At 40.4% G+C, this 13,057-nt stretch carries 12 protein-coding genes; 3 read left to right on the top strand and 9 right to left on the bottom strand.

Features of this window, described 5'->3' with window-relative positions; all coding sequences use genetic code 11:
• Positions 1-34: 34 nt before the first annotated feature.
• Positions 35-655 (top strand): transcriptional repressor LexA, encoded by a 621-nt coding sequence (gene lexA, locus NSQ36_RS08695; RefSeq protein ID WP_003212311.1) that lies wholly within the window; start codon positions 35-37, stop codon positions 653-655.
• Positions 656-701: 46 nt separating this feature from the next.
• On the opposite strand, the gene NSQ36_RS08690 is transcribed toward lexA, so the two are convergent.
• A complete protein-coding gene (locus tag NSQ36_RS08690; RefSeq protein WP_003212431.1) occupies positions 702-1,136 on the bottom strand; it encodes a hypothetical protein in 435 nt (144 codons plus the stop codon).
• Positions 1,137-1,430: 294 nt separating this feature from the next.
• Between NSQ36_RS08690 and NSQ36_RS08685 the strand changes: the two genes are divergently transcribed.
• Positions 1,431-1,973, top strand: coding sequence for an IseA DL-endopeptidase inhibitor family protein (locus NSQ36_RS08685; protein ID WP_003211360.1), 543 nt, complete (start codon positions 1,431-1,433; stop codon positions 1,971-1,973).
• A gap of 32 nt (positions 1,974-2,005) precedes the next feature.
• On the opposite strand, the gene NSQ36_RS08680 is transcribed toward NSQ36_RS08685, so the two are convergent.
• From NSQ36_RS08680 to NSQ36_RS08650, 7 genes are all read right to left on the bottom strand, one after another.
• Entirely contained in the window at positions 2,006-2,854 is an 849-nt protein-coding gene (locus tag NSQ36_RS08680) for an STAS domain-containing protein (protein ID WP_044141412.1), read from the bottom strand.
• 148 nt (positions 2,855-3,002) lie between these two features.
• Positions 3,003-3,383 carry a NucA/NucB deoxyribonuclease domain-containing protein gene (locus tag NSQ36_RS08675; RefSeq protein WP_223251181.1) on the bottom strand — a complete coding sequence of 127 codons (381 nt, stop codon included), beginning with the start codon at positions 3,381-3,383 and terminating at the stop codon, positions 3,003-3,005.
• A gap of 262 nt (positions 3,384-3,645) precedes the next feature.
• Positions 3,646-4,554, bottom strand: a complete 909-nt coding sequence (locus NSQ36_RS08670) for a trypsin-like serine protease (protein WP_003212025.1) — start codon at positions 4,552-4,554, stop codon at positions 3,646-3,648.
• A 196-nt stretch (positions 4,555-4,750) separates the two neighbouring features.
• A complete protein-coding gene (locus NSQ36_RS08665) occupies positions 4,751-7,894 on the bottom strand; it encodes a bifunctional cytochrome P450/NADPH--P450 reductase (protein WP_339207220.1) in 3,144 nt (1,047 codons plus the stop codon).
• A 21-nt stretch (positions 7,895-7,915) separates the two neighbouring features.
• On the bottom strand, positions 7,916-8,461 hold the full coding sequence (locus tag NSQ36_RS08660) for a TetR/AcrR family transcriptional regulator (protein ID WP_050945461.1): 546 nt from the start codon (positions 8,459-8,461) through the stop codon (positions 7,916-7,918).
• A gap of 256 nt (positions 8,462-8,717) precedes the next feature.
• Positions 8,718-9,428 carry a DUF421 domain-containing protein gene (locus NSQ36_RS08655; protein WP_113387033.1) on the bottom strand — a complete coding sequence of 237 codons (711 nt, stop codon included), beginning with the start codon at positions 9,426-9,428 and terminating at the stop codon, positions 8,718-8,720.
• Positions 9,429-9,492: 64 nt separating this feature from the next.
• Positions 9,493-11,709: an RNA ligase gene (locus NSQ36_RS08650; RefSeq protein WP_339207218.1), complete on the bottom strand. Its 2,217-nt coding sequence runs from the start codon at positions 11,707-11,709 to the stop codon at positions 9,493-9,495.
• Between the two features lie 110 nt (positions 11,710-11,819).
• On the opposite strand from NSQ36_RS08650, the gene NSQ36_RS08645 reads away from it, so the two are divergent.
• Positions 11,820-12,011, top strand: a complete 192-nt coding sequence (locus tag NSQ36_RS08645; RefSeq protein WP_137054585.1) for a TIGR00366 family protein — start codon at positions 11,820-11,822, stop codon at positions 12,009-12,011.
• A gap of 12 nt (positions 12,012-12,023) precedes the next feature.
• On the opposite strand, the gene NSQ36_RS08640 is transcribed toward NSQ36_RS08645, so the two are convergent.
• Positions 12,024-12,932: a DMT family transporter gene (locus NSQ36_RS08640; protein ID WP_050944906.1), complete on the bottom strand. Its 909-nt coding sequence runs from the start codon at positions 12,930-12,932 to the stop codon at positions 12,024-12,026.
• Positions 12,933-13,057 lie beyond the last annotated feature (125 nt).

Here is a 13,057-nt window from a genome sequence, read left to right as displayed (position 1 = left end):
ATTTCTTTAAAATTGACGTTTTGAGGTGCAAAAGATGACGAAGCTATCAAAAAGACAACTCGATATCCTGACATTCATCAAAGAAGAAGTAAAAAGCAAGGGCTATCCCCCATCCGTTCGTGAAATTGGAGAAGCTGTCGGTCTAGCATCCAGTTCAACGGTTCATGGACATTTAGCTAGACTAGAAACGAAGGGCTTAATTAGAAGAGACCCGACAAAACCTAGAGCGATCGAAGTACTAGATGAAGAGGAAATGAATATTCCAAAGAGTGCTGTAATGAACGTACCAGTCATCGGAAAAGTAACAGCAGGCCTGCCTATTACGGCTGTTGAGAATGTAGAAGAGTACTTCCCTCTTCCAGAGACTTTTGCAGCACCAGATGAACAAGTATTTATGCTTGAAATTATGGGAGAAAGTATGATTGACGCAGGAATTTTGGACAAGGACTATGTCATTGTGCGTCAGCAAAGCACTGCTAACAATGGAGATATTGTCGTCGCCATGACAGAGGAAGATGAAGCGACAGTGAAACGTTTCTATAAAGAAGATACACACTTTAGATTACAGCCAGAAAATCCATCTATGGAACCGATTATTTTACAGAATGTAAGTATACTAGGTAAAGTGATTGGCGTATTTAGAAATATTCACTAAAAAAAGCCGGTATTTCATCAGTTAATGATGAGAACCGGCTTTTTTTTTATGAACAAGAATAGGCAAGAATACTCGAGCTTGGGAAGGAACCAAATGTAAAGTTCGGCCAAATAAAGCCAGTTGTTCTCCCGAAAGGCTGTGAAGATAGAACATACATTAAAAATACTTGACCGTTTCTCATAAACACAATCGTCCACCTTCTATTACATCCCGCGGCAAATTGAACCGATTGCTGACCTCCACCTGTTTGCCCTGAAATAAGTGACTGCATGCTTTGAGGCTGTGATAATGCTTGCTGATATTGCGAAACGATATGCTGTGGTGGGGCTGGCGGGGCTGATCCACTAGATCCGGGCCCAGTGCCTCCTCCTCCGATTGGAAACCCTGGAAATCCTCCAACTTGAGAAGGGAGCGACGGCCAACCTTGCATCTGCCTATCATATGAGTACCCATTCCACATACCTTCATACGGATAATACATATTCAACACCACTTTCTTAGACATTCATCACGATAGTATATGTCATAAATGAAAAAGCGTGTTGAACGTCCAAACAGAAACTTTTCCAAAAAACGTTTTGTTCTTCTTTAGAACGGTTAAATAGTAGATATAAAGAAAAAATAAAAAAATGAAAACTTTTTGCCACCCTCAAACGTTATATATATAGAAAGAAAAGAAATAAAAAACATTTCGATTTAATACTTGTAATGTCACTGTAATTATTGTAACATTTGTAACATAAGAAGTTTTCATTGAGAAAAGGAGGCAATCGCCTTGAAAAAATTATTCGTTTTATTAACTGCTATTATGCTTATGATCTCATTACAATCTACAACATTGGCCGCTTCTAAAAAACCAGCCACTTTGACAAATAAAGAAGCGTTACATATTGCCCTTGATGCACGGGAACACTTTTGGAGTGCGATGTCAGGCTACAAAATTAATGAACATTCTGATTACAAATTAAAATCATTTAGCTATAAAGACATGACTTACAACTATCTTTCTAAAACATTTGATACAAAGAAAAAACTAAACAGCTACCTATCTCAAGTTTTCACAAAAGAAGCCATCAATCAAGGTTTAAAAGACTACCAGTTCATTGTTCATAAAGGCAAAATGGCTGTTCCAGTCGGCGACGGAGACAATATGCTTAATTGGGATAAAGCGACACCTAAACTTGTCTCTAAAAAACAAACAGTCCGCACATATGAATTCACTGTCCCAACACTTGATGGACGCAAAGTACAAAGAACGGTTACGTTCGAAAAAGGACAAAAAGATTGGAAAGTCACTAAAATTGACGCTGTTATCTAAATAAAAACCAGGCCATTCAATCGGCCTGGTTTTTATATTGAAGTAAATTCAGTCATGCGGTCTAAGGCGTGAGCAAGTGATGATGCCGTGCGAAATTCATTAAAAGGAAGCCCGAGCTGCACAGCGGTTTGGGCAATTTCTGGTCTGATTCCTGAAATAGTTGTCTCTACTCCAATTAACCGAAGTGATGTGACAAGATCAAAGATTTGATGAGCCACCATTGTATCAATGATGACAACGCCCGATAAATCAATACATAAATGCTGTACACCTTTTTGTGAGCACTGTTTTAGCGTATTTTCTAAAATAATCTTTGCTCTTGCTGTATCAATATCACCTACTAATGGCAATAACGCAATATGACTTTTTAAGACAATGACAGGTGAGCTCAGCTCGTAAATCATGTCTCTTTGTGCCACGAGCTTCCTCGTTGTATTTTTCACATATTGCTGGATGAACATATGAATGGAAATATTAAACGCCTCTGAAATTAAATCATACCAATAAAAGATGCGGTCAATATCAATTTCATCTTGACGCTGTTTAATAAATTCTTTTAAGTAATGAAGGACCACTCTTTGATTGGACATGTATTCTCTCACAACATAATCTAATGGTGTGTTTAAATGCTTTGGGTCACTGGCTAAGTCTTCAGACCACTTTTTAAACTCAGTATGTAAATACGTCTTGTCTTCAATAAGAGCACGTATAAAATGCTGGTAATAATCTTGATTTTGCCGTTTTAGCTCTGATATGATGCTGGAATCTGTTGAACGATATATTGATTCTGGATCATCATCTTCAATTGAATCATACCAAGTTTCAGTCAGTTTCTCCGCATGTTGCATGAAATAATCGTATAATGCACGGTTCTTATCCATAAGCATATGTCCCTTCACATTTTCTTCTTGTCTGTCTTTGTACCTTATAGGATCCATTGTACCACTGAATCTTTTGTCCCTGCTAGCTCCAATACGCTCTGATCATCATCAAAAAAGGCACCTACTCACAGGCGCCTCCCTTTTAGTTTTATTTCACAATAAATAAAATTCTTTTCCCATCAGGATACCCGCTCATCTGGTGTCCGACCCATGAGCCCGCTCCCCTATTATCAGACGGACTGACATATTGAACACTCGCCCCTTTTCCTCCTTCAAGACAAACTGCCATCGGCCACTCATCTCGGTCGAATCCAGGCTTAGTCGGAATGCCTTTTAATGATTCTTGCCTGCGGGCATCTGCTCCATTTCGGTCTATCGTACACACATCTGAATGCCCTTTTCGAATGGCTTCTTGAATATGACTGCCAGTTTCAGGGTACCGTTCCTTTGGAAATTGAATGACATGATCATATCGATCCGCACCTTTTGCCGCATGTTCCTCCCCAAATCCACCTAGCAGCGTGCCCATCCATATCACAAAGCATAAGGCGACAGCAGTAATCCAGCCTCTTCTCATTTTCAAAAATGCGTGACCTCCTCATTTTTCTCAAGTAGAATCTTGACTTAAAGGAAATGTGTCATTTTAATGTATGAGTTGTTCACGAATGACATGTGAAAAAAATGAAGAGGCTGAAAACTCAATGAATCTTTCAAGCATAGACAGATAGACACTTGTATCCACATAAAAAAGCTTGTCCCCTATGAAGGAAACAAGCTTTATGTTCTAGCTTTTATTGCGCTTTTGCATAGTTGATAAATTCAACAAAGGCAGCTGTCGCTTTTGGACCGCCATTAATCGTTCCGTTTGAATACCCTGCGTTATGAACCCCAACGATTTGCTGATTTTGATCTAGCATCGCTGAGCCTGAATTTCCGCTAAATGTATCAATCGTATAGTATGCGAGATTCGTATCTTCTCTTGTCACAGGACCTGACATCTCCCACTGCGACACCTTGCCAGTCGATCTCATTTTATCACCTGGATATCCAGAAATTTTAATCGTTGTTCCAGTTAAGTTTGTCACCTGACGGATGGAACGATAACCGACTGTATTGCCAATGTTCGTATCTGTTTTGATCACGGCAAAATCATATTGGCTCGCACCTGTATTGATATATCCGCTTGGTACATAGAACTCTGTCATATTTGCTGACCCATTTACCGCAGTGCTATCATTCATCCCTGGATACACCGATCCTTTTGCACTATAACTTCTCGATGCTGTATTGTACACGCAGTGTCCGTTTGTCAAAATTTTGTTAGGGGCAATGAGTGTCCCCGTGCAGCTGGAGCCGCCAAATGTAATATAAGCAATTGAATTATATGGTGCTACTCTTGTATTTGCTACTTTTGTTCTACCATCGTCTCCAATGACGACTTTAGTTTGAAAGTCTTTTACATATTTTGATAGTGGTTTTACTTTTTCACCAACAGTTGAAGATAGATCATCCACTTTATCAAAGGATGAGGGGGATTTCGTATCATTGTGGAAATCACTTGAAGAGATCACCTTTCCATCAGAAGTCACCATGTCATAATCAGATGTTAGTACTGAATCCGATGCGGCATGGGCAAAACTAGGCACACTTAAAGCACCAAAAACGAGTAGAGAAGGGAGTAACATTTTCACCTTTTTCATCATATTCCTCCTTTATGTCCTATATCAAAAATGATACGATTGTTCCATATTGGAGTAAATGAGAGAATATTCTTATTTTTTACAAAATATTTCATTTTCAAATTAGGTGTTTTGTATCTTTCAAACTTTCATTCTATCGATCTCACCTCTCTTGATGAAACAGAAAAAACCGCCTAATTGGCGGTCTTCCCTCTTGTCAGCTCCATACATCTTTTACATATCTATTATTATTCGCAAGGGTTGTCAGCCAATTTTCAGCTGCTTCCTTCGAGCATTGTTTCTCGTGTTGATAGAGGTCGATCAGTGTAGCCTCTACATCTGGTGCCATGACTTTTCCGTCCCCGCACACGTAAAGATACGCACCTTGGTCAAGTAACTTGATTAACATGCCGCCGTCTTCTTTCAACAAATGCTGGACATATACTTTTTGCTCTTTGTGACGAGAATAAGCCCGGTGGATGTGGACAACTCCTTTTTGCGCTGCAAGCTGCATTTCTTCAAAATACAGATCATCTTCATGAGGGTGACGGCAGCCAAAATATAGGTGAGCTTCGCCTAGTGGCTTGCCTTCCTTCTGCCATACTTCTCTTGCCTGAACAAACCCTCTAAATGGAGCGATTCCTGTACCCGGTCCGATCATGATCATCGGAACTTCAGATGAAGGCGGCAGCTGGAATCCTGCCTGCGCTTCGTGGAGGAAGCAGGCGACTTCTTCTCCTTCCTGCAGACCGCATAAATAGTTTGATGCGACTCCGGCATATTCTCCGCGGCCGCTCCACGCTTTCCCTTTCACAACCGCCACTGTGATACTGACTCTTTTTTCATCGACCTTTGGTGAGCTAGAAATAGAATAATAGCGCGGCTTCAAACCTGGTAAAAGTGCTAAAAAGTGCACAAATGACAGCTCACATGCTTCATATTGATCTAGTAAGTCAAGCATGGTTACTCGTTTCTTTAAAATAGCTTCTTGATACGCTTCACCAGCCATTTGCTCAAGCTCCACGCGGTGAGGCGGACAAACTGTATATGCGGCGAGCTCTCTTAGCTGCGTACGTGTTGCAGGCTCTTGAAGCTCAACATGCGACGCAAGTAATTCTCTCATTTGAATCGGCTGATCTAAAGGTAAATGATTTGCTTTTTTCTCAGAAGAAAGCTTGATGTGCTGCTTAGGATCTAGATTGAAGCGATTGATCACCCGCTGAACGAGTGCATCACTATTTTTCGGAACAATTCCGATATGATCCCCTTCTTTGTACTTTTTCCCTTCAGGCAATTGCAGCTCTATATGTCTTGTTTGCCGCTCACTTTTTTCAGATTGTAATTCTTCATTTTTCAGTACAACAGCTGAAAAGGCACCATATGTTTTCGCCACAGGACGTTCTACTAGCTCATTGGTATAAGCAACTGATAGCTTTGGGTTTTCTTTACCTTTTTCTTGGAAGGTGAGCTTAAATTCTTTTGCGAGCTGCTTGAAGACCGTTTTCTGAAATGCTTCTTTATCCTCATCCATATCTCCGCCTGCATCACCTTCTCCTAAATCAGCTGCACGCTTCGCACCTTTTCTTTCAAGTGCTTCATCAATGAGACGAGGAATACGCTGGTACGTACTCGCCCAATTTCGATCTCCGCATCCAAACACAGCAAACGTCACGTTTGTTAAATCCTGCTCTTTATCCTGCGTGACCCAATCCACAAATTTTTTCGCATGGTCAGGCGGATGTCCATTATATGAAGCGGTCACGATGAAGACTGCACCCTTATCTGGTAATTGACGTGTATAGTCATCAAGCGGAGCAGTGGTCACATCAAACCCTTTTGCTTTTCCTTCTTCAGCCAATTCGTTTGCGATTTGTTGCGCTGTGCCAAGATTTGATCCATATAAAACAAGCAATGGTGTACCATGACTCTCCACTTTTGACTCATCAGATTTTGTGCTTTTTTTCGCCTCTTCTTTCGGTGGTGCCATAAAGAGTTGCTGCTTTCTTGGCCGCACTTTGATTTTAAAATCGTTTGGCTTAATCGTCAGAGATTCTTTTAAATCAAGTTCATATGATGTGTGATCAATCAATTCCAGGTTGTGCAGGACCATTGCCAGTACCATTGTGGCTTCATGAAGGGCGAATTGCATGCCGATACATGCACGCTGTCCATTCCCAAAAGGCTTGTAGGCATGCTGCGGGATCTTTTCAGGGTGTAGAAACCGCTCTGGTTTAAATTCTTCCGCATCCTCTCCCCATACCGCTTGATCACGATGTAACTTAGGTAGCAGCACGGAGACACTTTGGTTCTTTTTAATCGAATATTTCCCTCCGATGACGGTGTCCTCTTTCGCATAAAAAGAGAACGTAGGCGCTGTTGGCCAGAGGCGAAGAGATTCATTTAAAACCATACGTGTGTAATTTAGTTTTTGTACCTGCTTAAATGTTGGCAGTCCGCCTTGCAGCACATCATCTGCTTCTTGGACAGCTTTCTTTAATTTTTCAGGATTCTTTAATAAGAAATAAATCGCAAAGGATAGTAGCCCGCTTGTTGTTTCGTGCCCAGCTATTAAGAAGGTAATGATTTGATAGCGAATATTTTCATCTGACAGGCGCTCTCCTGTTTCAGGGTCCTTTGCATGCAGCATGAGGGACAGTAAATCATCGCCCGTTTTATCTTGTTTTTTCCGTTCTTGAATAATGTCATCTACTAATTGCTTCATAAAATCGACATTTTCTTCAAATTTTTTTCTTCTTTTGATCATTAGCTTATCTGCAACCGGCAACCGGCTCGCCTGATCCATCGCTTCGCTTAAACCATTCACCATACTTTCGATGAATGGATGCTGATTTTCTTTATAAAAACTGTTAAACCTGAAATCAAAACCACAAAGTCCGATCGTATCTAAAGTAAGCTTTGTCATATCCTCTGCTACTTCAATTTCTTCATCACGGCCTGTTCTTTGCCATTTTTGTACAAGCTGTGTGGCAATATCGAGCATCATTTCATGATAGCCCTTCATGGCCTGCTGACTAAACGCCGGCATCAAGATGTGGTGAGCCTTTCTCCAGTTCGGTTCTTCTGTCCAGCTCGTAAATAACCCATCCCCTGCAAATGCTCTTACTTTATTGAGACTAGTCCCAATGTATTTATCAAAACGGCTCTCATCACATATTTCTTGGAAAAGTTCATGATTAGAAACAAAAATACTTGTTGCTTTTGAAAATTCAAACTGAAAGATCGGTCCTAATTCATCTGCCAGCCGCCAAAAGGTTTGAGAAAGCTCCCCCTTTTTGATATGGGGAATATTTTTAAAAGGTCCGTATGTTTTTGGTTTTGGAATGATTGATGTTTGTTGCATGTGCCCACTCCTTTTCATTCATTAAGATGCGACGCTGATAGCGCGCCATAAACTTTGCTCAATGTCCTCTAGAAATTCAATCGTTGGCTCTATTTCTTCTGCAAGAATTTGTTTATGCAGCTGTACAAAGGCACCAAATACAATCGATAAAATGGTTCTACCTGAAAGATTTGGATGAATCCCATCCTTTTTCCCTTCTTCAAAGATAAGGAATAGCTCATGTAACAAATGCTGCATTTTCTCTTTGCTCGTCTCGTCTAAGTAATGGGATCGTTTATCAATTTCTAAGAAATATAGCCCGCTTGGATTCTCCTTTGTAAATAAAACCAAGCAATAAAATACATGCTTAAAGTACGCCCGAATACTCGCCTTTGGATCTGGACTGTTTGTGTTCATTTTTTCGATAAATGCAGAAAGGCTGCGCTGGTACAAAATATTGACGAGTGCCTCTTTACTGTCGAAATAACGGTAAATGGTTCCCGCTCCGACGTTTGCTCTTTTTGAAATCATTGGCATCGTGGTCCCATCAAAGCCCCGTTCAATAAATAAGTCTAGTGAAGCCTTCATGATCTGTTCTTGTTTATCAGTCACTGCTTGCACTTCATCCCCTCCTCGCCACAGGAATGAACGTTCATTCCGCAAACGGTATATTATATTAATATTTTAATTTGTTCTATATACACTTAAACACATTTATTTTTTTCCGTCATCACATTTTCTGAAAATAATAATAATTGAGAAATGATGCCTAGTCAGACAGCATCCAAACGACTTATAAACATTGACGGATATGTGTCATGCGGGTGACCTCCGCACTATACCTTCATTCTTGATCAATCGGAGAGTGAATGTGGTCGTCATATGTATCAATATATAAGCTGCCATTACTTGAACGGACTGCGTATACAATGTCCTTTAAGGAGAGCTGCCTTTTCTTAAGCTCTTCATCTATCCACTCCACCGTTAATTGATTTTCATGAATGTTTTTCAAAATGAGCTTTCCGTCCATGATCACTTCAATAGGCATGTAGCCCTCTGCCTTCATATACAATTGAAGATCCTTTCGAGTGACATTTTCAAACGAAGGATATTTTTTCACTGACATATGTCCATCTGTTTCAATTATGGCAAATTCAACTTCGCTAATATCAAAAATGTCTTTTTCTCTCAGCTGCTGATTTAAATAATCAAGGGTATATCTCATTCCCTTCATATTCTCTTCAAGAATTTTGCCATTTTGTATGACAAGGGTTGGTTTACCGGCCATAAATCCTCTCAATTTTCGGCTCCTTAAAGCAATGAGCGAAATCACATAAATGATCATGACAAGCGTGACAAAGGAAATCGTCGTGTGATGAAACGGAAGCGTTGTATTAAACGCGAGACTCGCCGCAATTGAACCTAAGCTAATGGCTGCTATAAAATCAAAAATATTCATTTGCGCTATGGTTTGCTTTCCAAGAAGACGTGCTCCGCCAAATAAAATCGCAAAAGCAAACATCGTCCGTAAAATGACTTCAATATGGTCAGGCATGTAAGGGTCCACCTTTCAATTGCATCAAAAAAAGCCTTTTCCTTAGAAAAGACTCCTTTTTAGACTATGCATTTATTCCATCATTATTCAATTGGGCTGCATCGCTTTGCTCAAATTGTGAGCGCAGCTCAATAATGGAGCTATTTCTGACAGCATTGGCATCTTGCTCAAGAAGCCACGTATAAAATCTAGCTTGCTCCGCTGTTTGCAATGCCTGCATATATTTATGCGTGGAACGCTTCTCTGCAACGCGCTGTTTGATCGCGCGCATCTGCTTCCAGAATTGATAATAAGGAAGCTTGAGCTTGGTCATCAAGCCGCGATCATCCTCAATGACATATCCCTCTTCTTTGATCGAGTCGTCATGAGAAACGGCCTGATACCATTTATAAAAAGACGTCCAATCATGGAACACAGCCACTTCCTGCTTGCTGGATATTCCAAGCTGTTCGCTTACTCTTTTCACTTCAGTAAATGGTGCCTTTTCATAGCTTAGCTGACGCTTCACTATATCAAGCAAAATGAGTTGATCATGATCATATGTGATAATATGTGGGTCTTTCTCTGGCAAAATGACTTCAAACACAAGAGATGCATTGTGGTCACGTACGTATGATTTGATGTAGTCGACCTGCACGTCTCCGAAGGTCTGATAGAATAACTCCTCGACCCAGGAAGCATGCTGATTTTGTTTCACATGAGATGTATACGATTTGGACGTAAACACCAATTCATCTTCCATTTGGTTATACCCAACCGTCCCTAAATATCCATTTGCTTTATCATAGACGGTGACAGGAAATTGAAGGTGGTTTACTAGATGATGCATTTTTGTCTCCGGACGCTCATCAATGTTAAAAAATTTGTTGTAGCTTCTTGAAACAATCTGCTTTGACACCATATTGACAAACAAGCCTCTTGCCTTCACATTCACATCATCCCACTGCCGTTCACTAAACGCTTTTTTCGTAAAATTAAAAGATGAAATGTGGTGCGGAAGCTTTAATTCCTGTACATACTCATGCTGATCTAAGTGAGCTAAAAAGTCATCTAGTGAGATATCTGGTTGAATAGTGGCTGATGGTTTTTTCTCAGAAGCTCTATAGATTGGGTTGTCAATTTCATGAGTCTCAATCCCGTCAGCTGTGATTTTCAACACCCTCAGCTGTCCCCCGAATTCAACCTGGCCTTCTAGATTATAAGACCTTTCCGCTGCTTGAATAGGCAGCCTGTATAAATTGCGATGCCCGTGAATTTGAATGACATCTAATCCAGCAGTATTTTGAACAAACAAGTGATCAATGTCATCTGAATATTCACCTACACCGTGGATGAGCTGCTGTGTTGAGACATGCAATAGCTCTTCTGGCAAATGAGCAAGCCCCCCGTGGGTAACAAGAAATGTCTTGCCATGGTACGTAAAATAAGTAAGCTGATGAAATGTCCTAACAAACTTTCGTACTTCTTTTAAATCAAAGTCTGCTGCTTCAATCTCAGGTGCAGTATGCCGGTTAAACATATTACTTCTTACTTTTTCACCATGTGCAAACCGGTATAAATGCTGATCATGATTGCCCTCAATCACGATGACATTCCGGCATTCTCTATGTGCGAGCATCCATTCTAATACTTCCTTGTTTTCTATACCTCTATCAAGCAAATCACCTGCAAAGATATAAAGTTCATTTTCTTTAATATCTCCTTGCAAATAGGTGGTCAGAGCGGTATGACAGCCGTGAATATCTCCAAAAACATGAATGGCCTCATATTGATCGAAGGATCGAGGCTGATAGGTCATCACTTGCGGATATTCCTCAGGCTGCAAGACAGTCACCCATGATGGGACCTTTTCTGTTTTTAACCGCTCATTCATTTGATATAAAACAGACTCCCGCACAACTTTGTGAGCTTCCCGTGAGCGATTTTGCAATAGAGCTGTTTCAAGCGACACCTGCGTGAAATCGACGACATACACCCTGTAACGATACGATGTGGCCAGCGATTTATATTGAGATATCGATTTGCTTGAAATATGCGTGGCATCAATCACAGTAAAGTCTCCGCGTTCCATACGTGCTGTAAGCAATTCAAATAATAAAGACCAGACTTTGTGGTCATGCTTGCTTGAAATTTCTGGTTTCCCATTGACAGATAACTGCGGAGGCTGGGTCAAAAGACGAATCTGATCCGCTGATAATGTGTAAGGCTCTAAGCCTTGGGCTTTGATCCAAGTTGATTTCCCTACGCCTGGGAGACCTCGTAAAAGGACTAAAGTTCTCATATTGGTTCTCCTTTAATAAGTGATATTTTACCTATTATAGATAAATGATGGATAAATCTCAATCTTTTATCGATTATGGTAATATATAGATAGAAAGGGAGGTTTTACGTATGTCTAATGGGGAGAATATGGCATTTAATATTGGTGATCTTCTATTTCAAGTGTTCTCTCTTCTATTCATTGCTGCTATCGTGACGATCATTGTCATCGCTTTTCGAATGATCAGAAGAAAACGAATGGAATTGAAGAAGGTTGAGGAAAGATTGAACAAAGTGATTGAAAAAAACGATTTAAAAGAGTAAAAAATCCGGAATTTAACCAGATTTTTTTTGTTTCATCACAATCCCTTGCCGCTGCTGCATCAAAAAGAAAAAGACGCCTAAAAGGACAAGAAAACCGCCACACATTTGGAGCAGCGTGACTTTCTCTCCAAGCAGCCATACAGCAAGAATCGTGGCTCCAACAGGTTCGCCAAGGATACTCATTGAAATGGTTGTGGCATTGACATAGGTTAAAAGCCAATTATTAATGACATGAGACATGGTGGGAATGATCGCAAGCAATAAAAAGATTCCCCACTCTTTACCCGGATAGCCTGTAAAAGGCGTTTGCTGAATCAAATTGAATAAAATTAAAAAAAGACCGGCAAAACCAAACACACAAAAACTATAAATCCAATGAGATATCTTTCTGACAGCCTGTTGACCTATTAATAAATAACAAACAACCGCGATCACACTTAAAAAGGATAAAATGTCTCCTAGGATGGCTTCCTGGCTATGACCTATGTCTCCCCACCCAATCATAAGTGCACCAACAATTGCGGCACACATCGTCAAGAGTGCAGGCAGCGTGGTTCGTTCACGGAAAAAGAGAAAGCCGCCTAATAAGGAGACCATCGGCTGAAGGGCGATGATAATAGTAGAGCTTGCCACAGTCGTCAGCTTCAGTGAGCCAAACCACAACACAAAATGGAGTCCTAAAAAGAAGCCTGACATACATAAGAAAAACCAATCTCTTCGCTGAATCGAGAGAAATTCTTTTTTTCGTGGCAGAATAAACGGCAGCATAAAAATCGCGGCAAAGATCATTCGATACATGCTTAAAATAGCAGCAGGTGCATTTGACCATTTCACAATGATAGCAGAAAACGAAATGGCAATAATTGAAATCACAAGCGGTAGTGCAATTGATTTCTTTTGAGCAGTTGACTTCATGTCCATAAGCAGCTTCCTTTACATCAGCAGTAGATGAGAAGTTCATCTTGTATGTCGTCATCTTACTATGTCCAATCCGCTAGAGGCAAGATGATTTTAAAACTTATGTACGCTTTTTTTGCATGAAAAAA

Source organism: Bacillus sp. FSL W8-1143 (assembly GCF_037965155.1).
In the GTDB taxonomy this organism is placed as follows: domain Bacteria; phylum Bacillota; class Bacilli; order Bacillales; family Bacillaceae; genus Bacillus; species Bacillus pumilus.
Note: the sequence above shows the minus strand (reverse complement) of the source record. Positions and strands in the feature narration are given on the sequence as shown.

What these genes read in the sequence shown, in the direction of transcription:
- lexA (WP_003212311.1), top strand. Translation starts at nt 35, where the DNA reads ATGACGAAGCTATCAAAAAGACAACTCGATATCCTGACATTCATCAAA.
- NSQ36_RS08690 (WP_003212431.1), bottom strand. Translation starts at nt 1,136, where the DNA reads ATGTATTATCCGTATGAAGGTATGTGGAATGGGTACTCATATGATAGG.
- NSQ36_RS08680 (WP_044141412.1), bottom strand. Translation starts at nt 2,854, where the DNA reads ATGGATAAGAACCGTGCATTATACGATTATTTCATGCAACATGCGGAG.
- NSQ36_RS08675 (WP_223251181.1), bottom strand. Translation starts at nt 3,383, where the DNA reads ATGGGCACGCTGCTAGGTGGATTTGGGGAGGAACATGCGGCAAAAGGT.
- NSQ36_RS08670 (WP_003212025.1), bottom strand. Translation starts at nt 4,554, where the DNA reads ATGAAAAAGGTGAAAATGTTACTCCCTTCTCTACTCGTTTTTGGTGCT.
- NSQ36_RS08665 (WP_339207220.1), bottom strand. Translation starts at nt 7,894, where the DNA reads ATGCAACAAACATCAATCATTCCAAAACCAAAAACATACGGACCTTTT.
- NSQ36_RS08660 (WP_050945461.1), bottom strand. Translation starts at nt 8,461, where the DNA reads ATGAAGGCTTCACTAGACTTATTTATTGAACGGGGCTTTGATGGGACC.
- NSQ36_RS08655 (WP_113387033.1), bottom strand. Translation starts at nt 9,428, where the DNA reads ATGCCTGACCATATTGAAGTCATTTTACGGACGATGTTTGCTTTTGCG.
- NSQ36_RS08650 (WP_339207218.1), bottom strand. Translation starts at nt 11,709, where the DNA reads ATGAGAACTTTAGTCCTTTTACGAGGTCTCCCAGGCGTAGGGAAATCA.
- NSQ36_RS08645 (WP_137054585.1), top strand. Translation starts at nt 11,820, where the DNA reads ATGTCTAATGGGGAGAATATGGCATTTAATATTGGTGATCTTCTATTT.
- NSQ36_RS08640 (WP_050944906.1), bottom strand. Translation starts at nt 12,932, where the DNA reads ATGGACATGAAGTCAACTGCTCAAAAGAAATCAATTGCACTACCGCTT.